This is a genomic window from Dyadobacter diqingensis, assembly GCF_024220585.1.
In the GTDB taxonomy this organism is placed as follows: Bacteria; Bacteroidota; Bacteroidia; order Cytophagales; family Spirosomataceae; genus Dyadobacter; species Dyadobacter diqingensis.
The window spans coordinates 679,710-704,612 of sequence record NZ_JAMXKF010000003.1 but is presented as its reverse complement, the minus strand read 5'-3'; the positions used below and the strand labels follow the sequence as shown (position 1 = coordinate 704,612).

The 24,903-nt window shown below is 42.8% G+C and carries 21 protein-coding genes; 12 read left to right on the top strand and 9 right to left on the bottom strand.

Annotated features, from left to right (window positions below; all coding sequences use genetic code 11):
- The first annotated feature begins 103 nt into the window (after positions 1-103).
- The 7 genes from M1L62_RS12220 (at position 104) to M1L62_RS12190 (ending at position 12,137) form a co-directional block, all read left to right on the top strand.
- On the top strand, positions 104-1,978 hold the full coding sequence (locus M1L62_RS12220) for a CocE/NonD family hydrolase (protein WP_254413319.1): 1,875 nt from the start codon (positions 104-106) through the stop codon (positions 1,976-1,978).
- Positions 1,979-2,126: 148 nt separating this feature from the next.
- Positions 2,127-3,467 (top strand): cobyrinic acid a,c-diamide synthase CobB, encoded by a 1,341-nt coding sequence (locus M1L62_RS12215; RefSeq protein ID WP_254413318.1) that lies wholly within the window; start codon positions 2,127-2,129, stop codon positions 3,465-3,467.
- 61 nt (positions 3,468-3,528) lie between these two features.
- Positions 3,529-3,882: a hypothetical protein gene (locus M1L62_RS12210; protein ID WP_254413317.1), complete on the top strand. Its 354-nt coding sequence runs from the start codon at positions 3,529-3,531 to the stop codon at positions 3,880-3,882.
- Between the two features lie 147 nt (positions 3,883-4,029).
- Positions 4,030-8,322: a cobaltochelatase subunit CobN gene (gene cobN / locus M1L62_RS12205; RefSeq protein ID WP_254413316.1), complete on the top strand. Its 4,293-nt coding sequence runs from the start codon at positions 4,030-4,032 to the stop codon at positions 8,320-8,322.
- Between the two features lie 164 nt (positions 8,323-8,486).
- Positions 8,487-9,449, top strand: a complete 963-nt coding sequence (locus M1L62_RS12200) for a hypothetical protein (RefSeq protein WP_254413315.1) — start codon at positions 8,487-8,489, stop codon at positions 9,447-9,449.
- Between the two features lie 86 nt (positions 9,450-9,535).
- Entirely contained in the window at positions 9,536-9,736 is a 201-nt protein-coding gene (locus M1L62_RS12195) for a hypothetical protein (protein WP_254413314.1), read from the top strand.
- Positions 9,720-12,137: an AAA family ATPase gene (locus M1L62_RS12190; RefSeq protein WP_254413313.1), complete on the top strand. Its 2,418-nt coding sequence runs from the start codon at positions 9,720-9,722 to the stop codon at positions 12,135-12,137. The genes M1L62_RS12195 and M1L62_RS12190 overlap by 17 nt, the downstream gene beginning before the upstream one ends.
- Before the next feature lie 392 nt (positions 12,138-12,529).
- Here the strand turns inward: M1L62_RS12190 and M1L62_RS12185 are convergent, their stop codons facing one another.
- The 4 genes from M1L62_RS12185 to M1L62_RS12170 all read right to left on the bottom strand — a co-directional run bounded on the left by M1L62_RS12185 (position 12,530) and on the right by M1L62_RS12170 (position 15,152).
- Complete coding sequence (locus M1L62_RS12185; RefSeq protein WP_254413312.1) at positions 12,530-12,895, bottom strand: hypothetical protein; 366 nt, start codon at positions 12,893-12,895, stop codon at positions 12,530-12,532.
- A 267-nt stretch (positions 12,896-13,162) separates the two neighbouring features.
- Complete coding sequence (locus M1L62_RS12180) at positions 13,163-13,534, bottom strand: hypothetical protein (protein WP_254413311.1); 372 nt, start codon at positions 13,532-13,534, stop codon at positions 13,163-13,165.
- Positions 13,535-13,797: 263 nt separating this feature from the next.
- Entirely contained in the window at positions 13,798-14,457 is a 660-nt protein-coding gene (locus tag M1L62_RS12175) for a hypothetical protein (protein ID WP_254413310.1), read from the bottom strand.
- 125 nt (positions 14,458-14,582) lie between these two features.
- Positions 14,583-15,152, bottom strand: coding sequence for a Crp/Fnr family transcriptional regulator (locus tag M1L62_RS12170; RefSeq protein WP_254413309.1), 570 nt, complete (start codon positions 15,150-15,152; stop codon positions 14,583-14,585).
- Between the two features lie 1,654 nt (positions 15,153-16,806).
- Between M1L62_RS12170 and M1L62_RS12165 the strand changes: the two genes are divergently transcribed.
- From M1L62_RS12165 to M1L62_RS12155, 3 genes are all read left to right on the top strand, one after another.
- The gene (locus M1L62_RS12165; RefSeq protein WP_254413308.1) at positions 16,807-17,421 is read left to right on the top strand and encodes a hypothetical protein; all 615 of its coding nucleotides are present in this window, start codon (positions 16,807-16,809) and stop codon (positions 17,419-17,421) included.
- Between the two features lie 232 nt (positions 17,422-17,653).
- Positions 17,654-18,223, top strand: coding sequence for a hypothetical protein (locus tag M1L62_RS12160; RefSeq protein ID WP_254413307.1), 570 nt, complete (start codon positions 17,654-17,656; stop codon positions 18,221-18,223).
- A gap of 54 nt (positions 18,224-18,277) precedes the next feature.
- Positions 18,278-18,550: a DUF4242 domain-containing protein gene (locus M1L62_RS12155; protein WP_254413306.1), complete on the top strand. Its 273-nt coding sequence runs from the start codon at positions 18,278-18,280 to the stop codon at positions 18,548-18,550.
- Positions 18,551-18,575: 25 nt separating this feature from the next.
- On the opposite strand, the gene M1L62_RS12150 is transcribed toward M1L62_RS12155, so the two are convergent.
- Positions 18,576-19,421 carry a class I SAM-dependent methyltransferase gene (locus M1L62_RS12150; RefSeq protein ID WP_254413305.1) on the bottom strand — a complete coding sequence of 282 codons (846 nt, stop codon included), beginning with the start codon at positions 19,419-19,421 and terminating at the stop codon, positions 18,576-18,578.
- Between the two features lie 159 nt (positions 19,422-19,580).
- On the bottom strand, positions 19,581-20,270 hold the full coding sequence (locus M1L62_RS12145) for a type 1 glutamine amidotransferase domain-containing protein (RefSeq protein WP_254413304.1): 690 nt from the start codon (positions 20,268-20,270) through the stop codon (positions 19,581-19,583).
- A gap of 254 nt (positions 20,271-20,524) precedes the next feature.
- Between M1L62_RS12145 and M1L62_RS12140 the strand changes: the two genes are divergently transcribed.
- Complete coding sequence (locus M1L62_RS12140) at positions 20,525-21,088, top strand: Crp/Fnr family transcriptional regulator (RefSeq protein ID WP_254413303.1); 564 nt, start codon at positions 20,525-20,527, stop codon at positions 21,086-21,088.
- Between the two features lie 9 nt (positions 21,089-21,097).
- Here the strand turns inward: M1L62_RS12140 and M1L62_RS12135 are convergent, their stop codons facing one another.
- Entirely contained in the window at positions 21,098-21,496 is a 399-nt protein-coding gene (locus tag M1L62_RS12135; protein WP_254413302.1) for an NUDIX hydrolase, read from the bottom strand.
- Positions 21,497-21,631: 135 nt separating this feature from the next.
- On the opposite strand from M1L62_RS12135, the gene M1L62_RS12130 reads away from it, so the two are divergent.
- Positions 21,632-22,039, top strand: a complete 408-nt coding sequence (locus M1L62_RS12130) for a hypothetical protein (RefSeq protein WP_254413301.1) — start codon at positions 21,632-21,634, stop codon at positions 22,037-22,039.
- A 77-nt stretch (positions 22,040-22,116) separates the two neighbouring features.
- Here the strand turns inward: M1L62_RS12130 and M1L62_RS12125 are convergent, their stop codons facing one another.
- Positions 22,117-23,949, bottom strand: a complete 1,833-nt coding sequence (locus M1L62_RS12125; protein WP_310589969.1) for a hypothetical protein — start codon at positions 23,947-23,949, stop codon at positions 22,117-22,119.
- Between the two features lie 145 nt (positions 23,950-24,094).
- Positions 24,095-24,895 (bottom strand): 5'-nucleotidase, lipoprotein e(P4) family, encoded by an 801-nt coding sequence (locus tag M1L62_RS12120; RefSeq protein WP_254413300.1) that lies wholly within the window; start codon positions 24,893-24,895, stop codon positions 24,095-24,097.
- Positions 24,896-24,903 lie beyond the last annotated feature (8 nt).

Genomic DNA, 24,903 nt, shown 5'->3' with positions numbered 1-24,903 from the left:
AATATCTAAAAACTAACATACACTTTAAAATCTGTCCATACCAACAAACCCGATTCTTAATGTATTTTTGTTAAGACAACAATTAATGCCAATCATCATGCCCATGAAACGAAAAATAATTTACCTTCTCCTATTTTTATTCCCACTAATTGCCGGGGCCCAAAACGTGGCTATACCTGACACCGGCTGGGTAAGAAAAAACTATCAGAAAACGGAGCAATTCATCGAAATGCGGGATGGTGTCAAACTATACACGGCCATTTACACCCCAAGGGATAACAATGAAAAATATGCTGTTCTGATGCAGCGGACGCCCTATTCCTGCCGTCCCTACGGCCTAAATAATTACCGCCAACGCCTGGGGCCAAATACGAATCTGATGAAAGAGAAGTATATTTTTGTCTATCAGGATGCCCGTGGACGATACAAAAGCGAAGGAAATTTCCGGGAAATGACGCCGGCGATTGCTAACAAAAAAACGAAACAAGACGTCGATGAATCCAGCGATACTTATGACACGATTGAATGGCTTTTGAAGAATACCGCCTCCAATGGGAAAGTGGGAATTTATGGAATCTCCTTCCCAGGTTATTATTCCTCAGCAGCTTTACCCGACGCCCATCCGGCTTTGAAAGCGGTTTCACCGCAGGCACCCATGTCCGACGAGTTTTTAGGAGACGACTGCAACCACAACGGTGCATTTTTCCTCATGGATAATTTCGGTTTTTACAGTGGTTTTGACGGTCCAAAAAGTGCAAACGGAGAAAGTTACAAACCTTTTTTCAATGCTGAATTTAATGACGCCTATCAATATTTTCTGGATTTCGGCCCTTTGAAAAAAGCCAACACAAATGCCTATTTCTCAGATCCCAAAAGTGTATGGCGCCAAGTTACCGCTCATGACACATACGATGAATTCTGGCAGTCAAGAAATATCAGGAAACATTTGACCAATATCAAACCAGCGGTTTTGGTCGTAGGAGGCTGGTTTGATGCAGAAGATTTATATGGTGCACTGAAAACGTATGCCGCTATTGAAAAGCAGTCCCCGAACAACAATACGAGATTGGTTATGGGACCATGGACGCACGGTGGCTGGGCTTCTCCGAGCTGGAAATCGTTTGCTGATTATCAGTTTGGCGCTGACCTAAACCAGTACTATCAGGATGAAATCGAAACCCGGTTTTTCAATTTTTATCTAAAAGATAAGGGAGAATTTAACCAGGTTGAGGCAACGGTTTTTGAAACGGGTTCCAATCAGTGGAGAAATTACGATGTTTGGCCGCCCAAGAATAGTCAGCCCGAAACATTCTACTTCCACAGCAAAGGAAAACTTTCTTCGGAAAAACCGAAAGCCGGGAAAGCAGCAACCGAATACATCAGCGATCCTGCCAAACCGGTTCCGTATACGAACGAAATCAGTGGTAACAGAAATAATAAATACATGGCAGAAGACCAGCGTTTTGCGTCCCGCCGCCCGGATGTAATTTATTTCCAGACTGATTCTCTGACCTCGGATCTGACCCTGACAGGCGAAATAACGGCCAATCTTTTAGTGTCAATCACCGGCACAGATGCTGATTTTGTCGTAAAAGTGATTGATGTATGGCCGGACAGCCTGCCGGCGCAGGTTCAGCGCGGACAGCCGAAACCGTTGGATATGAGCGGTTATCAGCAAATGGTACGGGCAGAAGTATTTCGCGGAAAATTCCGTAACAGCTTCTCGAAACCAGAGCCGTTTGTAAAAGACAAGGTTGAAAAAGTGTCTTTCAAACTGAATGAAGTCGCGCATACATTCAAAAAAGGTCACCGTGTGATGGTGCAAATCCAAAGCAGTTGGTTTCCATTGGTTGATCGTAACCCACAGAAATTCATTAACATTTTCGAAGCCAACGAATCCGATTTCCAATCGGCTAAAATCACCATTCACCACGACTTAAAAAACGGCAGCAACGTAGTATTACCCGTACTAAAATAGGCAGGATACGCGGAGAACCACAGAGCGGACGCCGCGCGGTTAAGAAGAGATACACAGAGATTTTTCTTATTTCAAAACAAACCTCTGTGTACCTCTTTTTACCTCAGTGACCCCGCGCGGCGTCCGCTCTGTGTACCTTAAAAATAACATGATAAATTCTCATTTTCTGATTTCAGCTCCATCCAGTAATTCCGGTAAGACCACGCTTACCCTCGGGCTTTTGCGTACTTTGAAAAACAGAGGATTAATCGTACAGCCCTTCAAATGCGGGCCAGATTATATTGATACGCAACATCACACGACTGCTTCTGGAAATCCGGGAATAAATCTGGATACGTTCATGGCTTCGGAAGCGCATGTTCGAGATATTTACCAGCAATATTCGGAAAATGCAGATGTTTCTGTAACGGAAGGTGTAATGGGCCTGTTTGACGGGGCAGATAAAATGCAGGGGAGCAGCGCGGCGATTGCTGAGTTACTGGATATCCCGGTGATCCTCGTGATTAATGCAAAGTCTATGGCTTATTCAGCCGCGCCTTTGCTATATGGTTTTAAGAATTTTTATAAAGGAATTAACGTCGTTGGAGCGATTTTTAACTTTGTCAGTACCACTTCTCATTACCGTTTTTTACAGGAAGCTTGTGAGGAAGTTGGTATCGAGGCGCTTGGTTATTTACCCAAAAATGAAGTTCTGGCAATTCCTTCCAGACATTTAGGATTGCACATTTCTTCTGAAACGGATTATGAAAATATTATTGAAAAACTGGCAGAAGAAATTCCAAAAACGATTAATATAGACCGGTTACTGGAAATTTCTGCAAGAGTTACTGCTAAATCAAAAATCATCAACAAAAAGTCTCCTGCCGAAAAAAAGCATAAAATAGCGATCGCCCGGGACGAGGCATTTACTTTTACCTATCATCAAAACATTGATGTCCTTTCTTCCTTTGGTGAACTTACTTTTTTCAGCCCAATATACGACAAGGAACTCCCTGAAACGGATTTCCTCTATCTGCCCGGCGGTTACCCGGAATTGTTTGCGGATGCTTTAAGCCAGAATGAGACGATGCGGGCAAGTATTAAATCCTATTGTCTGCTTGGCGGGCTGACTTATGCAGAATGTGGCGGACTCATGTATTTAGGGAATGCAATTACCACCTCTGGAGGTGCCAATTTTCCGATGGCTGCTGTTTTGGATTGCACGACTTCTATGGAAAATTCAAAACTGGCCCTGGGTTACCGAACCATGCAATGGAATAATCTGGAATTGAAAGGACATGAATTTCATTATTCCAGATTAGTGGAAAATGCTTTGGACACAGAATCCGTCACCGCTAAAAATGCCAAAGGAATTGAAGTGGAAACACAGCTTTACCGGAAACAGAATACATTTGCTTCTTATGTGCACTGCTATTGGGGAGAGCGGGTTGAGTTTATTGAATACTTATTGAAGAATTGCGCGTCTAAAGGTTTCACGCAAAGCAGGTAAGGAAAGGGCAAAGAACGCTAAGCTTTTGCTCTGCGGCCTTCGCGTGAAAGAATACTAAAGTTTGTTTGATCTAAAATATTCGCTGGCAAAAAACTTACTTAGGCGGAAGATTTCAAAAAAGAAAATTGATGATCTGCTGATCTTTTTACAGCGCTACATAACCTTTGCAGATCAAGGATATAATGTTAAATTTGATAAAGAAATCGGAGCGCTAACCGGTAATCAAAAAAGTATGGAAATAAGAGAAATGGTACTCGATAAAGCGGAAAAAAAAGGTATTGAGAAAGGCGTTGAAAAAGCAACCGTCTCATTCATCATGAGTCTATGGGAAACGGATAATTACACTGTTTCTCAAATCGCGAGTTTACTTAAAGTTTCTGAGGAATTTGTGCAAAATACTATTGCTTCAAAATAGTCTGAGAAGCTTCCTCTCTAAAAATCCATAACACCTTACACACCATCAACCTAAAAAGACTCCTACCCCGGAGTCTTTCTTTTTATCAAAAAACACGTTAACGGCCATACTAAAAGCTAACCGCTAATAGCCAAAGCCCAACAACTTATGTCAGAAATTAAACGCCAACGTATCACCCGCGCAGACGGGAAAGCCATCAATCTTGTACAGCGCCGGGGACATTTGTCTTATTGTTACAACGCTTGCTGCTGCGGTCGGGTGGATCGCGGGTATGCGCCTATTCCGGTTGAATTGTACAAAAGTGAGTGGCTACGCCGGAAAATGCGGAATGTGGTGCACATGACAAAGGGCGGTTGCCTCGGCCCGTGCACGTTGGCGAATGTCGTTACACTTCTGTTTGACGGAAATTCCGTCTGGTTTCATTCAGTGAACAGCGACTGGCAGATTATTGCCATTTTTGATTACATCGATAGCATGATTGCCGCCGATCGTTTTCTGGTTCCACCGGCAGAACTGTCGGAAAATGTATTTCAATTCTATACCTGGAAGGGTTCCGAAGCTTCAACAAAAATCGGGCAGACTCCCATGCCGACGGAAGGAATTGTTTTCCTTACCCATGCGGATACCGATCTGTTAACACTACACCGGACCATTCAGGATTTGCCTGATGATTTCCCGAAAACATTAGGTATTAACTTAATGGCCGTGAAAAGTGAGGCCCAGATGGCCCAGTTGCTTGACGGTGAAATTGCCTCAGCACAGATTATTATTCTTCGGATTCTCGGTCGGCCTAGTGCAATTCCGGGCTTTAATGAGCTGATTAATCGGGCGAAGAAAAATGGACAACATCTTATTGTAGTCAGCGGAACAGGCGATTTGAATCCTGATTTCGCAGCCGCTTCTACGGTTTCGCCCGCGATTCTGCATGATGCCATGTTATATCTCCAGGCCGGCGGTTATACCAATTTCACTTCGCTGCTTTACTACCTTTCTGATCATTTGTTGATGACAGGTTTTGGCTCCGACGCGCCTGTTACTTTGCCAGAACATGGCATTTATCATCCTGATCTACCCGAAAATGCTGATCTTTCTGATTGGCTTAAACGATATAATCCAGACCAGCCCACAGCCGGAATTACTTTTTACCGCTCGCACTGGACGAGTGGAAATACTGCTTTTATTGACGCGATGGTCGGCGCTTTGGAAGATCGTGATATGAATGTTTTACCCATTTTCACGTCATCACTCAAAGTTACCGATCCGGTTTCCGGACAACCTGTTGCTTTCCAGTTTTTCAATGGAGAAAAAGGGGTTCAAATTGATGTTTTGGTCAACACCGTTTCGCTTGCGATTACTGATATTCAAAAGGAAGGTTCTGATAATACCGGCGCAGAAAAAGCATTGAGTCAGTTGAACGTGCCGATTATCCAGGCGATTTCCAGTACTATGAACCGCAATGCCTGGGAATCTTCCAGTCGCGGGTTGAGCACTTTGGATACGGCTATGAATGTGGCGATTCCTGAATTTGACGGGCGGATTATTACCGTTCCGATTTCTTTCAAGGAAAAAGATAGACAGGCAAAAGGGTATGAAGCGCTCGACAACCGCATTGACCGTGTAGCCGGAATTGCGCTGCGTTTTGCCCGTTTGCGTCATTTGAAAAACTCGAAAAAGAAAATCGCTTTCATTTTTACCAATTCCAATACCAAAGCTTCCCAGATCGGGAATGCGGTCGGGCTGGATGCGCCGGCTTCGCTGATGAATATTTTGCATTCGATGCAGGCGGAAGGTTATCAGATTAAAAACCTGCCGGCGACCGGGACGGAATTAATTCATCAGTTAATTGACCGCTGCTCTTACGACCAGACTTACCTCACGCCCGAACAGCTTTCGAACGCTGCCGGAAGGGTTCCTTTTGATCAATATGCTGGCTGGTTTGATGAATTACCGGAAGCTTTACGCAAAAAAATAACCAAACAATGGGGACAGGCACCCGGCGAAACCTATGTCCATGACGGCCATATCGCCCTAGCCGGACTTGAACTTGGTAATGCCTTTGTAGCCTTACAGCCACCACGTGGATATGGTATGGATCCTGATGCCATTTATCACCAGCCGGATCTCGCGCCGACGCATCATTATTATGCGTTATACCGCTGGTTGCGTGATGGCTGGGGCGCTGATGCGATTGTACACGTAGGTAAACACGGAACGCTGGAATGGCTTCCGGGCAAAGGAATCGGGTTGTCGGAAAACTGTTTTCCGGATGCAATTCTGGGCGATCTGCCGCTTTTTTATCCTTTTATTATCAACGATCCCGGCGAAGGTTCGCAGGCGAAACGTCGGGCCCATGCCGTGGTGGTGGATCACCTGACTCCGCCCATGACTTCCGCGGATAGTTATGGCGAACTGGCCCAGCTAACTCAGCTTGTCGATGAATATTATCAGGTGGAAACGCTTGATCCGTCGAAATTACCTTTGCTGCAAAGACAGATCTGGGAGTTGATCAAACAGACCAATCTGGATGCCGATCTGGCTGCGATGCTGAGCCGCGACCATGGCGATCACAAGCACGATTGGGATGATGATATGACGCCCGAAGGTGTGCCGGCGAGTCTGGCGGAGATGGACGGAAAGGATATTGCCCACCTGATCGAGGACATCGACGGGTATTTGTGTGAATTGGGTGCGGCGCAGATCCGTAACGGTTTGCACACCCTCGGACAAATGCCGGAAGGTGATGCGCTGATTGATATGCTGCAAGCGCTGACCCGACTGCCTAATGCCACAGTGCCGGGTTTACAGTCGGAAATGGCTTTACTTTTTGGATTTGAAATAGAGGACCTTTTGCAGAAAAAAGGTCAGAAAATAGATTTGGTTTCGCCGCAGTTTCAGTCGCTGGCTGGTCGGCCGGTGGTGACGGCGGCGGATGCAATGGAAATTATTGATGAGCTGAACAATCATATGTTCCGGGTGTTGGCTCAACATCGTTTTCATCCAAAATCCATTGATCAGGTTTTGTATGAAACGCTGGATATGGCGCCTTCTACGACTGGCTTGGCAGGAATTCGGTTGGTACTGGAATTTGTCTGTACCCAGCTGGTACCGAATCTGGCGCGGACGGATGAAGAAATTACCAACCTAATGCACGGACTTTCCGGCGGGTATATTCCTGCCGGTCCGAGTGGCGCGCCTACACGGGGCATGGCGCATATTTTACCAACCGGACGAAATTTTTACGCGGTAGATCCGCGCGCGCTTCCGTCCAAAGCGGCCTGGGAAGTAGGCCAGCAGCTTGCACGGGAGGTTTTGGATCGTCACCTGAAAGAAACGGGGCGTTATCCGGAAAGTGTCGGGATCAGTATCTGGGGCACTTCGGCGATGCGTACCCATGGGGACGATGTGGCGGAGGTGCTGGCGCTGATGGGTGCCCGGCCGGTATGGCAGCAGGAAAGCCGGCGCATTACCGGCGTGGAAATTATTTCGCTCGAAGAACTTGGCCGGCCGCGGATTGATGTGACCACCCGGATCAGTGGATTTTTCCGTGATGCTTTCCCGTATTTGATCGAATTGCTGGATGATGCGGTGCAGCAGGTTATCGCGCTGGACGAACCGCTGGACCAGAATTTTGTCCGCAAACATTATCTGAAAGATCTGGCTGAACTGCAAAAAGACAATGAATTATCGATTGAAGATGCCGAAGAACGAGCCAGTTACCGGATTTTCGGGGCGGCTCCGGGAGCTTATGGTGCAGGGATTTTGCCTTTGATCAATGAAAAAAACTGGCATGCCGATGCGGATTTTGCGCAGGCATATGTCAACTGGGGCGGTTATGCCTATACGAAGAACGCGCAGGGTGTGGATGCCCGCAGTGAATTTCAGCAATGTCTTTCCGGTGTGGAGGTGGCCCTGCACAACCAGGACAACCGCGAACATGATATTTTCGACAGCGACGATTATCTGCAATTTCATGGCGGGATGATTGCGACCATACGCAGCCTTACCGGACAGCAGCCAAAACATTATTTCGGCGACTCGCAAAACCCGGCCCAGCCAGTGGTGCGCGACCTGAAAGAGGAAACGTTACGTGTTTTCCGTTCAAGGGTTGTGAATCCGAAATGGCTCGACAGCATCAAAAAACACGGTTACAAAGGCGGACTGGAACTAACCGCGACGGTTGACTACCTCTTCGGTTATGATGCCACGGCAAATGTGATCGACGACTGGATGTACGAAAAAGTAGCCGAAACCTACGCCCTGGACGCCAACATGCAGCAGTTTTTCGCCGAAAGCAACCCATGGGCCTTACACGCCATCGCCGAAAGATTACTCGAAGCCGCACAAAGAGGCTTATGGGCCGAGCCTTCCGCTGAGGTTTTGCAGGGGTTGAAGGAGGTTTATCTGGAGAGTGAGGGGTTGTTGGAGGTGAGGGGGGAGTGAGGATTAGACTTGCTATCGATTCGAATTACCGTTAAATAAGTTATTCAAAAGATCTTGTTTAAATATAATCTTTCGATCTTTCATCTCCTTAGATTGCATTATTCTTACTCAATAATAATTCCATATGGTATTTTCTACAAACTGCTCTTATAATATTACTATATATGAGCTTTAATTCAATTAGCGAAATTCGTGACTTTTTCAAATTAGTAAGTGATGATCCTTCTAAAATTAAAAAGGAGCTAAAAAAAAGTTTGAAAGCTCTACACCCTGATAAAAATGAAGGGGAATTCAAATCCGAGGCTGACGAAAATCTGTACTTACAGATTACTTCTGCCTTAGATTATTTAGAGGCAACTAATTTAAACACGTCACTAATAGTTAATACAGAAGTTTTAGGATTGACTAAAATATTACAAAGTATAGTTCATCAGCAAAATAAGGAAATTTTTGAAGAGCAAAAATTAAAAAAAAGTGCTGTTTTGAGTACAGAACTACAAAACAGCATAACAACCTTTCACAAACAGAATTCAACTCCCAAAATAACTAGTTTGATACTTACTGCTGTAATTACAGCAATCTGGGTATTTCCTAATGTCGTCAAGGATCATCCCTTATTAAGCTTTTTAAACACATATAATAAGGAATTTACTATTTTTTGGATTGCAGGCTTGATTGCAACCGGAATATTTTGGCTCAAAATAAAGTCCTTGGAAAAGATAGATGAGGATTTAAAGCGTAGCTACAAGTTGGAATCAACTCAAAATATTATTTTTTCATTCTTTATAAATTGGATGAGTAGTACTAATAGAAACAGTATAATAAATGATGAAAAAGAAATATTCACATTTTCAAAAGATGATCTAGTTACATTTTTGACGACTAGATTTCCTTACTTAAAGAAAGAGCTTGAAGGAAAAGAGTATTTGAAGAGCTACGAAATGCGGCCAATAATTGAAAGAACAGAATTTTCGATTATAAATGCTGAACGGAAAAGTAATGGTTTATTAAATAATATTTTTCTAAAACCGGGAGAGCTTGATGTAGAGATTTCAGAATTAATTTGTGATTTAATTATTGACAGATTAAGAAAGAAATACTTAAAAAATCACATAAAAAAGGACTGAGTGATTATTACGAGTTCGAGCAAGAATATTGATTAATATCTCGTGAAGGATAAACCAAGTATATTTTCGACCTTAATTATTTTGTAATGGATTTCAAAGACTGGCTTAATAAGATAAAAGTTGAAGATACGGAGTTAGCTTCTTTTATCACGAAAATAGAAACTCTTTTCACCGGGACTGGATTAAATATATCTGAATTCGAAAGAAAAGTAGCTATTGGTGTAAAAAAAATTGATGTTGAAATTGATGAATCCTTAAACCTAAATAACGATGCTGAAAATCGATAAAATCACAGTTGAAAATTTTCGAGGAATTCGCTCTCCTGTGATAATTGACTTTGTAAAGGGTGGTAATGCTACCTCAGCACTAATCTATGGGAGAAATGGAACTGGAAAAAGTTCTATCATTGATGCTTGGGAATGGTTATTAAATTCTAAAATAGAATATTTATCAAATGAAGGAGTATCAGAAAGGGATTATGCTCACAAATTAAGTGACGGAAAAAACGTCTACGTAAATATAGATTTTAAGCATTCCTCAATCTTATCGGCTAAGGCAAGTTTCAATAATACAAAAATTTCAGCACCTACTTTCACAGGTAATTATTTAGATTTTAAAAGTCGAAATATATACCCTAATTACCTCCGTTACTCTGATCTTCAAGAATTTGTATTCAAAAGTAAGGGAGAAAAGTATAAATATATTTCAAAGTTTTTTGGTCTTGAAGATTTTACTAAAAATCAGACTGACATTCAAACTAGTTTAACAAGAATAACAAATCAACTACAACAGTTCAAAAATCAACTCAGCGACAGTAGAAGTAGCATTGAGCTAATCACAAAAGATGGGGACATAAACGATACATCGATTGTTTCCTTCATTAATAACATTGGATCTAAGTACAAGATCGAAACAATTTCAGAATTTCGGAATGTTCAAATAGTAGAAAAAGCACTTTCCCAAATTATAAAGACTAATCCATTAGCAAAAGAGGTGGCAGAAATAAATAGTTTCCTGCAACGGATAAATCAATTCTATCCTTTACCTGCTATAAAGCAGGAATGCTTAGATTTGGAAAACGTCTTTACAGATCTTAAAGCGGATGAAACTAATATAACAAACTTAATTTTAATTGAACTATACGAATCCGCCAAGGAAACTATATCCAAACTGGAAGACAAATCAAGATGTCCTGTATGCGATAAAGTTTTCGAAGGAGATCTTGAAACACACATTTCGGAAAAATATGTTGCACTAAAAGAATTAGAAAAAAAGAAGGATTTATATTCCAGTAAAAGCAGTTCACTAATAAAAAAATTTCAAGATATATTAAATAAGATTGAAGTAATTCACTTAGACCCAGAAAATACATTTCAAAAAAAATTCTCTAACTTTTTTGACGACTTATCCCAGTTAAAAAAAAGCCTACCTAAGACCATTTCCGAATTAAAAACTCCTCTGAAAGACTTAAAAAGTTTAGAAATAAATTCAAAGCCCGAAATTTTAAAAATCCAGTACCTAGCTGAACTCGAAACGACTATTAAAGTAGCCATAAACGATAAGCTTAAAGCCCTATCAGCAGACGATGAGTCAAAGAACTTAGCACTTGATTTTGGGAATGTCATTAAACTGATTGAATCTTATTCAAAGTATCTTAAAAATGAGAAGAAAGTAGTTTATCTAACAGGTATTACATCGCAATTAGAAAAGCTTTTCAAAAAGCTTACTTTACACATTCAGACGGAAATTCAAAATACATTTACCATTATCCAAGCCGACCTAATTGAGTGCTATAACTGTCTTGAATCTTCAAACGATTTCTTAAAAAATCCTCGTATAAAGTTAGTCATTGGAAAAGATAAAGCGGTCGAGTTAGAAATTGAATTTATTAATGAAAAAATCACCCCCGCTTATAAGTTTATGAGTGAAAGTCAGATAAATAGCTTTGGTTTAGCAATTTTCTTGGCAGCCGTAAAACATTTTAACCCCAATTTTAAATTCTTTATTTTAGACGATGTTATTAATAGTTTCGACGCTTTTAAAAGACCGAAAGTAGCTCAACTCATAGCGAAGAAATTCAACGAATTTCAAGTGCTAATTCTTACTCACGATCAAGTTTTTTTCGATACAGTTCAAAAAGATTTCCCTCAATGGAATAGATACAAATTTGCAAGTTGGGATTATACAACAGGGCCAAGATGCCTATTTTCAAATAACTATTTGGAAGAGATTCAAAATCTAATCGACGATGATGATCCTATTGGTGCCGGTCAGAAATTTGGTAGATACCTAGAGATGACTTTTGGAATTATTAACGAAAATATGCAAACACCTTTAAGATACAAATTAGAGAATGTTTATACACTTTCTGAATTTTATGAGCCTTTGGTTAAAAGATTCAAGGAAAAACTCAAGATGTCTAACAGGCAACATAAAATCTCTACTATGTTTGATAATTTTGAACAGGGAACGATATTTAGAAACTATTGTGCTCATTGGAAAAACGAATCGTCTCAATTTACGTCCTCTGAAATTGATACGATTTTTAAAAAATGGCTAAAAATTGAAGCAGAGTTGTATTGTAAGTCTTGTAAGTCTTATTCTTCAATAGCAAGAGCTAATAATAATGAACACATCAAATGTAATTGTGGATTAGTTAACCTGAAAGATCTGGGTAATTATTTGTAATGCATTTTTTTTAATTCATATTACGGTGTACCCAAATCTTATCTGAAAAAGCAATTATTTCTATATTAAAGAGACACGTGGTTTGGTTAAATGTAAATACTAGACCAAACCACGAATTACACAATTAGAATTTATAAAAAAATACCCCCTAAGAGTCTGTGACCTATTAATATAATAATACTATTGATTTAAGGTCGGCCAGACCGATAACACTTGGACGTACAATGGAGACTGCATCCACTAATATCACCAGTGAATCATATTATAGAGCTACAAAAAAGGGAAACCTAACGGAATCCCGGATGACTCCTACTAGCAGTTCGTGACTGAGTTCAGAATACATTACAAATATAATTGATAATAAAGTTATGTCATTATGATATACACTTTTTTCAATGGCTTATTTGCTCAAACACCCTCCTATTCCCATCAACCCACCAAGCCAACCCCAGCACAATCACCTGCAAAACAACAAACAAAACCATGATATTATCTTCCGGTGGCGGGCCGAATAGGTTGTAGGCGTTGGTCAGAACGAAAAAGCCGGTCATGATCCACAATCCCCACGTACCTTGTGCGGTGATGGCTTTCGTGCTTTTTGCATAAATATAAACGCCGCCGAAAAAGATAATGCTTTCCAGCAATATGGTGATCATCTTATAATTCCATAAACCCATCCCGACTTTGAAATCACCAAAAGGTGTCAGAGGCAAATCCGGGATTTGGACTATAACGTCCAGAAACCAGTGGCTCAACACGGCTGTCAAAGGGAATTTTACGAAACGTTCCTACGGAACGAAAACCACATCGATCTCTCCCGGCTTCTACCAACGAAATGTCCCGATGGGACAATGACATTGGAATATTCAGGCGTTTTGTTTCAATAGGAACATTTCGTTGGTAGGAAATCGGTGTAAATTTCCGGGTGTCCGTTCCTTCGGAACGGCTCGTGTTTGCTTCCGTCAGGCGTGATCTGGGGATTAGATTGAACAATTGAATTCAATTAATCTAAACCAACTCAACCCTCAATCACCCCCAACCCTATTCCCATCAACCCACCAAGCCAACCCCAGCACAATCACCTGCAAAACCACAAACGACACAAACAACATCATGATGTTATCTTCCGGTGGCGGGCCGAATAGGTTGTAGGCGTTGGCCAGAAGGAAAAAGCCAGTCATGGTCCACAATCCCCAGGTACCTTGCGCGTTGATGGCTTTCGTGCTTTCTGCATAAATATAAACGCCGCCGAAAAAGATAATACTTTCCAGCAATACGGTGATCATCTTATAATTCCATAAACCCATCCCGACTTTGAAATCACCAAAAGGTGTCAGAGGCAAATCCGGGATGTGGACTATAACGTCCCGAAACCAGTGGCTCAACACGGCTGTCAAAGGGAATTTTACGAAACGTTCCTACGGAACGAAAACCACATCGATCTCTCCCGGCTTCTACCAACGAAATGTCCCGATGGGACATAGACATTGGAATATTCAGGCGTTTTGTTCCAATAGGAACATTTCGTTGGTAGGAAATCGGGGTAAATTTCCGGGTGTCCGTTGCTTCGGAACGGCTCGTGTTTGCTTCCGTCAGGCGTGATCTGGGGATTAGATTGAACAATTGAATTGAATTCAATTAATCTAAACCAACTCAACCCTCAATCAACCCCAACCCTATTCCCATCAACCCACCAAGCCAACCCCAACACAATCACCTGCAAAACAACAAACGAAACAAACAAAACCATGATATTATCTTCCGGTGGTGGGCCGAATAGGTTGTAAGCGTTGGCCAGAACGAAAAATCCGGTCATGATCCACGATCCCCAGGTACCTTGGGCGGTGATGGCTTTGGTGCTTTTTGCATAAATATAAACGCCGCCAAAGAAGATAATACTTTCCAGCAATACGGTAATCAGCTTATAATTCCATAAACCCATCCCTACTTTGAAATCACCAAAAGGCGTCAGAGGCAAATCCGGGATATGGACAACAACGTCCAGAAACCAGTGGCTCAACACCGCGAGACCGACAATAAAAGCGCTTTTGAGATCTTTTTTGAAAAACCAGTAGCCGCCTCCCACGATAAGTCCCCACACAAATCCCATAAAAAGGCTGTGCGTATAGGGATATTGTACAAATTCGAAAGGCGTCACTTCGGTAAAACCGGGGTGTATTTTCACGGTTTCAATATTGAACAGCAATAAAAACGGCCACAGGATATCCACAAATTCCACGGCTACAAAAAGCATGGTAAGCGAAACTTTGGGTGCTATTTTCTTCGCGGCAAGGGCGAGACCATAATGTCCTAAAAACATGATTTCTGACTTGGTTTGGTACGTGACAAAAGTACCGGTCGGCCAGACCAAGCTACTTGACAAAAATCAAGAAAATGGATTTCGCAGGGAAATAAGAAATTTTTGAGAAGTTTCTTTTTACGGGATCACTGCAACTGCTTTCTCCGGATACGGCTGATGGTTTCGGGCGTCATACCGAGCATGGAAGCAATGTATTGCAACGGCACCTGATTGAATAATTCGCGGTTTTTCTCAAAGAAAAACTGGTAACGCTCCTCGGCTGTCATGGAGATAAATGAAAAAATACGGTCTTCCATCATTGTGAAACAATGCGCCAGAAACAACTTTTCCGTCTCCGGCCATTTCGAAATAATTTCTCCAAGCCGGTTGTATTCCGCGCGTTCGATCACAAATATTTCCAGGTTCGTGAGTGCCTGCATATTCCAGCGCGACGGCGTTTGAAACAGCAAACTGGATAGATCTGCCACGAAATAACCTTTGGTGGATATCCACTGCGTTACTTCTTTACCATCAACATCGGCATAAACCCGCAACATCCCCGACTGGATAAAACACATCTGATTACATTGTTTACCCGCTTTCAGGAAATAATCACCTTTATTCAAAGTTTTCCTTCTGAACAGCGCTGACACTTTTACGAGGTCGGTCTGGTCGAAGGTGAAATAGGAATGGAGGTATTGTTCGAGGTCGGTCATGTTTTGGCGGTCGGCTTTCGGCTATCAGCTGTCAGATTTATGCAAGGAACAAAATTTTGGGCGATTACGGAAAGTTGATGAAGGCTCCCCGTCCCAGACTTTGTCTGGAGACTACGCCAAACAACATGAACCGAGTTCACCTGATCACGAAACGTTCCTACGGAACGAAAGCCACGTAGAGCCATTCCATTTTCTACCCACGAAATGTCCCAAAGGGACAATCACATTAGGATATTCAGGCATTTCTGTTCCGATAGGAACATTTCGTGGGTAGGAAGTAAGTTTTATTCCTGGGGGCCCGTTCCTTCGGAACGGTTCGTGTTTGCTGTTGCTGAATATAATCTGGAACCAGGTACTCAATCTCTGTTAGGCGTAGTCTGGAAACTACGCCAACAACCCAACAAAAGACCACGCTCAACAAAAGTCACGAAACGTTCCTACAAAACGAAAACCACGTAGAGCCACTCCATCTTCTACCCACGAAATGTCCCAAAGGGACAATCACATTAGGATATTCAGGCATTTCTGTTCCGATAGGAACATTTCGTGGGTAGAAAGTAAGTTTTATTCCTGGGGGCCCGTTCCTTCGGAACGGTTCGTGTTTGCTGTTGCTGAATATAATCTGGAACCAGGTACTCAATCTCTGTTAGGCGTAGTCTGGAAACTACGCCAACAACCCAACAAAAGACCACGCTCAACAAAAGTCACGAAACGTTCCTACAAAACGAAAACCACGTAGAGCCACTCCATCTTCTACCCACGAAATGTCCCAAAGGGACAATCACATTAGGATATTCAGGCATTTCTGTTCCGATAGGAACATTTCGTGGGTAGGAAGTAAGTTTTATTCCTGGGGGCCCGTTCCTTCGGAACGGTTCGTGTTTGCTGTTGCTGAATATAATCTGGAACCAGGTACTCAATCTCTGTTAGGCGTAGTCTGGAAACTACGCCAACAACCCAACAAAAGACCACGCTCAACAAAAGTCACGAAACGTTCCTACAAAACGAAAACCACGTAGAGCCACTCCATCTTCTACCCACGAAATGTCCCAAAGGGACAATCACATTAGGATATTCAGGCATTTCTGTTCCGATAGGAACATTTCGTGGGTAGAAAGTAAGTTTTATTCCTGGGGGCCCGTTCCTTCGGAACGGTTCGTGTTTGCTGTTGCTGAATGTAATCTGGAACCAGGTTTAATAATGAAAACTCAATCTCGGTTAGGTGTGGTCTCCAGACTACGTCTATGTGTCACACGGTCTCTGACCGCTGGACAGGAATAACTTCTTTTACAATAATTTCGGTCAGAAACCGATAACGTCCGGACGTAGCCTGGAGACTACGCCCAACAACCCAACAAAAGACTACGCTCAACAAAAGTCACGAAACGTTCCTACGGAACGAAAGCCACTTAAAGCCATTCCATCTTCTACCAACGAAATATCCCAAAGGGACAATCACATTGGAATACTCGGGCATTTTTGTTCCGATAGGAACATTTCGTGGGTAGGGATCTTACCATTGAAACAAAAATGATAGGATGACAAAAATTATTTACGCTCATTGTACTCGAAAGGATTATCAGATTAGGGGCAACGCAACAAACCAGCTCGTTTAAACGAATAACTTACTACAAACCAACCCATCGTGGCGTCCATGAAAAAATATATTCCGGTGTTATTCTTACTTGTTTTGGGATCTTTACCTGCCTCGTCACAGGACCGTTATGACCCGCGAAAAGCGCTAACGAGCGAAGAGTTGTTTTTCAAACAAAACGGAAACCAAAAAAGCCTGGCAAATGCCGGGCAGAAATACCTGGCTTTGGATTATTCTCCGCTCATGGGCGGATTCCGGCGTTATCGATTCTTCGAGGGCGACAAAATAAAGTTTAGGATCAGGAATGAAAAAATCCGGTTTAACGAAACCATAGCCAGCATTACCGACTCCTCCTTCACCATCGGCGTCACCAACGAAGCCGCCGGCAGAATGGATTATCAGGAAATTCTGTTTCGAAATATTAGACTTATCAAAGTTTCCAGACGGATCCCGTTTGTCACAGAAGCAGCCATTTACTTTCCTATGGCCGGTTTGATCTACATCGGCGCCGATTTTGTCAACAAGGGCGTGGACGACAAGCGGTTTACCAGCGACGCATCTGCGTTGATTGTCGGCGGAGCACTAATGGCCGCGGGTTTGGTCTGTTACAAATTATCGTTTTCAACAATCAAAATAAATGACCGGAATAAGTTAAAAGTTTTGGAAACTTATTGATATAAAGATTAATTATTACCACTTCCCTGCTCGTTGAACAGCACTTTCTACTCTAAATTCGGTTACAGAACGAATAAAATATTAACAATAAGACACAAACAATCAACCAGTTACCGGATAATAAAATTATTCCCACCGCTTCCTTTTTTAGCTTACCTTTAATAAGCACAAGGGGTTTGTACCGGTTTTTCTGCTGAAAAACTGTCTGTTTTAACCACTTATCTTTACAGGTATGGCACATTATGCGTTACCCCGGTTTGATCTGTCGAGAGAAAATGATGAGGAGATTGTCAGAAGCTTTTTGGTCTCTCTTGAATATTTCTTCAAAAATTTCGTCGAAACACCTTTTAATTTTGCCGATTGGGTGGGTCAGAAAAACATCGGTAATTTAACGAGCGATATGTTTCAATCAGCCTGGGAGGAAACCAGGACATCGCTGCGCACAACTTTAAATCTTTACGACGATAGCCAAAACGACGGCACGTTGTATCGTAAACTGGAAAGCATCGGGTTTACGCGGGCTAGTTTGCAGGCAAAAGCGAACCTGCTTAATACTTTTTCAATAAAGCTCGGGGATTTCATCACTGAATTTTTTCCCTTCGAAGTCCCGAACACGCGTGTATTCTCGATACTCTATTCTCCGGAAAATGTCAATTACAGCGCCTCTATGGCGTTTATCAATATCTTAAAAGATTTGCTGGATTATCTGAATGCCTTACTGGGAAGCCTGGCCAAGATATTTGATGTAATTGATATCATCAAAGAATTTAAGGAACTGATCGAGGGTTCTATTGAAGTCTGAGCTCTGTAATAATCTTATTTGTCCTATTATTTTCACCTTAACTATCATTCAGTCATGCCAAAATATGTCATTGAACGGGAAATTCCGGATGCCGGAAAACTCGGTCGCGAACAATTAAAAGGTATTTCGCAAACGTCCTGTGATGTGTTAAAACTCATGGGACCCGAAATCCAGTGGGTACAGAGTTATGTGACCGGCGACAAGATTTATTGCGTGTACATTGCTCCAAACAAGGAAATGATCCTCGAACATGCCAAACAAGGCGGATTTCCCGCAAATTCGGTCAGCGAGGTTTCAGCCGTTATCGATCCGACGACGGCCGAGTAAGTCGCGCACGACGCGTGCGGCGCCATTATTTCTCCGCATAAATGACCAGAGCGTTGGAATCAATAACGACGTTCCCGTCGGGATACTTTTGTGCCAGCAAATCATAAACTTCTGTTTTGATTTTTCTTTTCATCGCGTCGTCTGCCTTGCTTAACGCAGCAACAAAAGGAGCAGCCACCTCGGTCATCATGTTCCAATATACGTCAGCAGTTCGGGCGTTCATTTTTCCGGTTATTTCTTTCTCCGTAATATTTTTCAATCCCACTTCCGCAAATAAATCACCGATAAGACCTGGTTTTGCACAGCGAAACATACTGGGCGCCGAAGGAGGAGGAGGAGGCAGATCCATGTTTCTGTTAATCGTCCCCATAATGGCCGTCACCCAGAAATTCTTTTCCGGGCCGTTCCAGACTGAGGTAGCAATCCGGCCGCCTGGTTTCAGAACCCGGGCCATTTCTTTTGCCGCTAAAAGCATATCAGGAAAAAACATAAAACCGAAACGGCAGCTTATCGCATCAAACGTATGATCGTCAAAGGGCAAGGCGCAAACATCAGACACCTTGGTTTCCAGATTATCAAGCCCAAGCTTTTTTGCATTTTCACTGGTTATGGCCAGCATATCCTCCGAGATATCCGTCGCTACTACCCTCCCACCTTTGACCATCGCTGCAATGGTTAAAGCAGGTTCGCCTGTTCCGGATGCAATATCCAGTACATCATCGTTAATTCCCGGATTTATCAGCCTGACAATTTCATCACCCATCGGTTTCAGAAAATCCATCATCAGGTCATCCCATTTCTTCCAGCCCGGCGAAAACCGGTTCCATGATTCCTTTTGCTGATCGCGAATTTTTTCGAGTTCCTGGTCCATGATCGTGTTGATGTGGTTGTACCCTGAAATTACTAAAATTGCACCACAACACAGTTACAAATACTGACAACCAACCAGTTACAAATAACACTTTTTATTCAACGGCAAAAATCCAGAACCTGCGTCCTGGATTTTTATCGGAACCAATCTAAGCATTGCTTACTTTTTCAAAGCAGCTATAATCCGCTCCGCCACAAGCTCTGCGGAAGCAGGATTCTGTCCCGTGATTAACACACCGTCACTTACCGCAAATGGCTGCCAGTCGGCGCCTTTCTGATAGTCCGCACCGTTTTCTTTCAGCATATCTTCAAGCATAAACGGAACTTCCTTCGTTGACTGCCCCGCGATCTCCTCTGTGTTGGTAAACCCGGCCACTTTTTTACCTTTTACCAACGGCTCTCCGGTTTTAGCCTTGACATTTTTCAATGCCGCCGGTGCGTGACATACCAATGCAACCGGTTTATTTGCATTGTAAAAATACTCGATAATCTCAATGGATTTGGCATGTTGAGGAAGATCCCACATCGGTCCATGGCCGCCTGGATAATAGACCGCATCGAACTCTTTAGGGTTTACATCTTTAAGCGGAACTGTATGGTTCAGCCTCTCCTGTGCAACCGCATCGGCAAAAAACCGTGTCACCGAAGCCGTAGTAAAATCAGGTCTTGTACTTTTAGGGTCAATCGGTGCCTTGCCACCCTTGGGCGATGCAATGGTGAGCTCAAACCCCTGTTCCGTGAGCAGAAAATAGGGAGCGGCAAACTCTTCGATCCATATCCCGGTTTTGGTATGGGTTAACGGTACTTCATCAAAAGACGTAACTACGATCAGGACTTTTTTCGTTTTCATATGGTTTATTGTTTGTTTATTTACATTTGTGCTGCCATGCGCCAGACCGTTGATGGCAAGTAATAGAATCAATAACAGGGAAAAGAATGATGTGATTTTCATGATGTTTTTTTATGCAAAGTTGGGCATAACGGCCTACTGAGTACAAGGAAACAGATCACTGTTTTTCTGTGACAAACATCACACATCCGCTATGATCTTTTACGAAAAAAGAATCATTCCCAGCAACACATCCAATTGATATTCAAAACAGTATGAGCGTACAGTTAAGAAAACATTTCGAAGAAATAATCACACTGACGGACGAGGAATTTGATTATGTTTTGTCGCATTTTGAACCGAAAAAATTCCGGAAACACCAGTACGTCGTGCAGGAGGGTTATGACGTGGACCATGAATATTTTGTGCTGAAAGGCTTGCTGAAATCTACGTATCCAAAAGAAGATGGTAAAGATCATATCCTCCAGTTCTCGATGGAAAACTGGTGGGTAACCGACTACCAGGCGTTTTACAACCGGCAGAAAGCCACCCTCAACATCGATTGTATCGAAGATGTTACCGCACTTATGCTCACGGCCTCCAATAAAAACAAGTTATGCTCGGAGATGCACAAAATGGAACATTTTTTCAGGATCAAAACCAACGGCGGATATGTGGCTTTACAGCAGCGAATTTTATCGTTTTTGCAATACGATGCCAAAGCGCGTTATCAGCAATTGATCGGGAAATATCCCCAGCTTTATCAGCGTTTGCCCAAAACTTTGCTGGCTTCTTATCTTGGCGTTTCAAGAGAGACTTTGAGCCGTTTTACCGCCTGATTTCAATGCTCAATCCAGCAGCGCTTTTTCTTTAAGATAATCAAAAATGATCTTATCCACATCAGAGATTTTGTCCTGATCAGCATAGTTGAGCCACTTGATTTCCTCGATTTCCGACGTTGCCTCCAGGATACCGCTGTAATCGGCGGTGTAACAGGTCATTTTTACGACAATTCCGGGAGCATGTCCATGCGCCTGCGCTTCAAAAATGCCTACGAATTTTAGTGAGTCTCCTTTTAAATCCACGTTAAGCTCTTCTTTGATCTCGCGGGTTATTGCCTCTGCATCCGTTTCGCCCGCTTCCCGTTTTCCTCCCGGAATATAAAATTTATCTTTCCCATAACTTCGGGTCGAGAGAATTGATTTGTCCTTTATCTCAATCCAGGCAAGTTTGTCGATCACTAACATTTTATCAATATTTTCGGTAAGTTCATGGCCTTATTCCATTTACAAAAAATCAATAAAACCCGCGGCTCTACTCATCTGTTGAAGACAAAATCAGTTTGAAGTAGCCGGGTTTACATTTTAATAAACCTCCTACATATGGCAAAATTAAAGGTTACACTGGAACCGGAGTGGAATAAAAGAACAAAGAAAATTGACATTTTTACCAACGGACAGGAAATAGGTTCGGTTTACAATGGAGAAACCCGGGAATTCGATGTCGCAGCAGGCACTTATAAAGTGCAGGCAAAAACAGGCTGGCGCGGCAGTAAGGAGTACAAACTGACACTTGCCGACAATGAAACAAAAGCACTAAACGTTGCCTTGTTCAAGTATGGCAATTCCATTCTAACTATATTTTTATTGATTCTGGTTGTCCATTTTATCGCTTTGGGGTTATCTAATATCAAATTTATTGTCCTGTTTACCATTCCATTTGCCCTTATTCTGGCGTACTATCTGACTTTCGGGAAAGATGATTATCTGACGATCAAGGAGAAAGAATAAAACCAGTCTTCGATATGCCGGAAAATAAAATAAATCCTGCCCTATTTTAGTCAAAAGACATTATCGGGCAGGATCATTTATATAATTTCAGGCTGATAACCTCTCAAATCCATCTCAATCTTTTTCAGCTGACCAATCATTTCTTCACGGTACGCTTCTGTCTGATTAAGTAGTTTCGGGATCAGTTCTTTGTAATAGTCAATGCCAATGAAAAGCTGATCGCTGAATTTTTGAAGATATTTCTTTTTCTTTTCATTCAATTTCTGGGCATTCAGATCCATGTCTTTTTTGTAATGTTCCACATAGAGATTCAGCTCGTTGATAAACATATTGGGCCTGTTTCCCTTCGCCAGCAAGTTCACTTTTCCATAAATATGCTGCACCATTTCATCCAGCGAACAAACCCTGGAAAACCAGGCAAGATTTGGCCCCGGACAGATAGACACGGCTTTGTTCTCCCTCGACCTGAGCAAATTGTTTTTTAACAAGGTCGATGCGCTCAATCCGTCACAGAGACAAAGTTTTTCCGTGATCAGGTTCAGCTGTGCTTCGAAATCGTCGGGGCGCGGTTGAATTTCCTGCAATTGTTTGATTTTCAGATGCTGATATTGCCGGGATGCCGTACAAATCGGCTCGGTAGTAAACTCTGTGTTCGATACCAGATACTTCTTTTTACAAGGACTTCCGGGTCTTCCGGCAGCAATCCGGTCAAGACGCTGTTTTTCAGCACTGCTTCGTTTGAAATTGTTGAACAAAACCCCCAGTGGCGACGAGTTGCTGACATAATAATCGTCATGTTCAGCTTCTGTCAAATTCTTCAAAGTATCGTCATCCACATTGGTAACTTCCGGGACCAGCAAAAAAGGACTCCCCCATCCGGTGGCATCCACCTCATAATGATCCAGCAAAAAACGATCTTCTTCGGCCGTTCCAATCCCGCCCTGAACCGTAATTTTCAATACAGGCCTGCTGTTTACTGTCAAATTTCTGGCCAACAATGCAGACTGGTAAAGTGCAAAAAGCTCCTCCTGCATTTCCTGTTTCCTGATTTTGAATTCTTCAAGAATAGGTCCCAGCAGATAACCCTCCGTCGCAAAAGCATGCCCGCCGCAGTTTAGCCCCGACTCAATCCTGAACTCGGAAACCCAGATTCCTTTTTTCGCCAGAAACTTCGCTTGGATAAAGGCCGAGCGAAAATCGCTGACTTTCAAAATGATCTTTTTGGGGAGCGCACCATTTTCATCGGGATAGAAATCTTTGAAATTTTCGAGATAGTTATACAATCGGGGGTTCATTCCCGCAGACAATACGAGCGAGGAAGTAAGACTACTTTCGGCAAATCCTCTCAGCGCGGCCGAAGCATCGGAATATTCATCGGGTAACATTTCACCATGCACATCGCGGTTCAGCTTGTCTACTTTCGACATGATATTGACATCAATCGCGCCCTTTTGCATATTGTCACGCAGATATCTTTCAATCCAGCATTTCTCCTCTTCATCGTTTGACGACAACATTTTAAGATAACGCCGCTTTAAAGGCGACCGCTCAGGCAACAATTCGAAATAACGTTTGATCCCGCTGCCGTCGGTAAAAGCTTCCTGCCGCAGCATTTCAAAGTTTTTATTGACAATCCGGTCCATCAGATTCAGATATTCCGTAATCCGACGGCTTCGAAAGTCCGGCTCATTGCTGTAAATGGGGACATATACCTCGCCATTTTCCAGCGTATGCAATTTTCTCATTCGCTCGATCATCTCGTCATCAACGATCGAGGCCACGGAGGAAATGCCGAAATGAGAAACTTTGATCGGTGTATCAACAGAATATCCCAGTCCTAAAACCGGTATATGAAAAGTATGCGTTATATTTTCCTGACCCATAATGCTGCTTAGAGAAGTAAATTTCACAGCCCAAAACTATAACCTCGCGGGAAGAGAAAAATTGACCCAGGTCGTGATCGTTCATGATAAAGATCATCCTAAAAGAAAAAAAGGGATTTGCCCGACACACCGGACAAATCCCCTACACATGGATACCTGTAAAAATTGACCTCTAATAACTTTTTAAAATACTTCGGATCAGCGAATCCTTTTGAACCGGTGTCAGTTTCATGTTGTATTTATAGGCCGCACTTTCCCAGTCGCCATAAACCGGATTGGGCAAAACAATAAAACGCTTTCCAAATTCAGCCGCTGACAAATACGTATTTTTCACTCTTTCATCCTCCGGTTTTTTATCAAACAATGCGCTGAAATCAGCAAGATTATCGCCCATCAGCATGACAATGTTGTGGGTTTCAGCGATCGTCTGCCGTCTCGATTCTTTGGATGAGACCGTTTGCTTTAATATCAAATGGTCATTCGTGGCATCCGGAAAACCGAAACGCACCAGATTAACCAGCGTACCTTTCCGCTCCGCTTCTGCACGGTTGGTCAGATAAAAAATTTTTACTCCTTTGGAAGCTGCGTATTTCAAAAAAGGCAAAGCACCCGGAATGGTATCGGCCTGCGACAGGCCCGTCCACTGTTCCCAGGATTGCTGTTCGTAATCCTTTCCCTGCAACGACTGCCTGACGTCATATGGGCTGTTGTCCAAAACGGTTTCGTCGATATCCGTAACAATCGCAAGCGGTTTCGACTGCGGCGGCTGCAACGCCTGGTCAACTCTGAGATGGGCTATATTAAATGCCTGAAGGCAAAGCGCTTTATATTCCGCAGCACGCTGCTGAAACAGCGCAGCAAACAATTTCCCGTCGGCTGTCAGGCTCAGTGAGCCATTGTTACTGCCTGGTTGGTGCCTGGCAGCGGTACATCCCATAGCCAGTGCGGTGATAATAAGGAAGTATTTTTTCATACGGCAAA

Excerpts from the sequence above, each read along its gene's own strand:
- cobN (WP_254413316.1), top strand. The coding sequence starts at position 4,030 with ATGTCAGAAATTAAACGCCAACGTATCACCCGCGCAGACGGGAAAGCC.
- M1L62_RS12130 (WP_254413301.1), top strand. The coding sequence starts at position 21,632 with ATGGCAAAATTAAAGGTTACACTGGAACCGGAGTGGAATAAAAGAACA.
- M1L62_RS12155 (WP_254413306.1), top strand. The coding sequence starts at position 18,278 with ATGCCAAAATATGTCATTGAACGGGAAATTCCGGATGCCGGAAAACTC.
- M1L62_RS12140 (WP_254413303.1), top strand. The coding sequence starts at position 20,525 with ATGAGCGTACAGTTAAGAAAACATTTCGAAGAAATAATCACACTGACG.
- M1L62_RS12145 (WP_254413304.1), bottom strand. The coding sequence starts at position 20,270 with ATGAAAACGAAAAAAGTCCTGATCGTAGTTACGTCTTTTGATGAAGTA.
- M1L62_RS12215 (WP_254413318.1), top strand. The coding sequence starts at position 2,127 with ATGATAAATTCTCATTTTCTGATTTCAGCTCCATCCAGTAATTCCGGT.
- M1L62_RS12190 (WP_254413313.1), top strand. The coding sequence starts at position 9,720 with ATGCTGAAAATCGATAAAATCACAGTTGAAAATTTTCGAGGAATTCGC.
- M1L62_RS12175 (WP_254413310.1), bottom strand. The coding sequence starts at position 14,457 with ATGTTTTTAGGACATTATGGTCTCGCCCTTGCCGCGAAGAAAATAGCA.
- M1L62_RS12200 (WP_254413315.1), top strand. The coding sequence starts at position 8,487 with ATGAGCTTTAATTCAATTAGCGAAATTCGTGACTTTTTCAAATTAGTA.
- M1L62_RS12195 (WP_254413314.1), top strand. The coding sequence starts at position 9,536 with ATGGATTTCAAAGACTGGCTTAATAAGATAAAAGTTGAAGATACGGAG.
- M1L62_RS12150 (WP_254413305.1), bottom strand. The coding sequence starts at position 19,421 with ATGGACCAGGAACTCGAAAAAATTCGCGATCAGCAAAAGGAATCATGG.
- M1L62_RS12170 (WP_254413309.1), bottom strand. The coding sequence starts at position 15,152 with ATGACCGACCTCGAACAATACCTCCATTCCTATTTCACCTTCGACCAG.
- M1L62_RS12165 (WP_254413308.1), top strand. The coding sequence starts at position 16,807 with ATGAAAAAATATATTCCGGTGTTATTCTTACTTGTTTTGGGATCTTTA.
- M1L62_RS12135 (WP_254413302.1), bottom strand. The coding sequence starts at position 21,496 with ATGTTAGTGATCGACAAACTTGCCTGGATTGAGATAAAGGACAAATCA.
- M1L62_RS12160 (WP_254413307.1), top strand. The coding sequence starts at position 17,654 with ATGGCACATTATGCGTTACCCCGGTTTGATCTGTCGAGAGAAAATGAT.
- M1L62_RS12220 (WP_254413319.1), top strand. The coding sequence starts at position 104 with ATGAAACGAAAAATAATTTACCTTCTCCTATTTTTATTCCCACTAATT.
- M1L62_RS12120 (WP_254413300.1), bottom strand. The coding sequence starts at position 24,895 with ATGAAAAAATACTTCCTTATTATCACCGCACTGGCTATGGGATGTACC.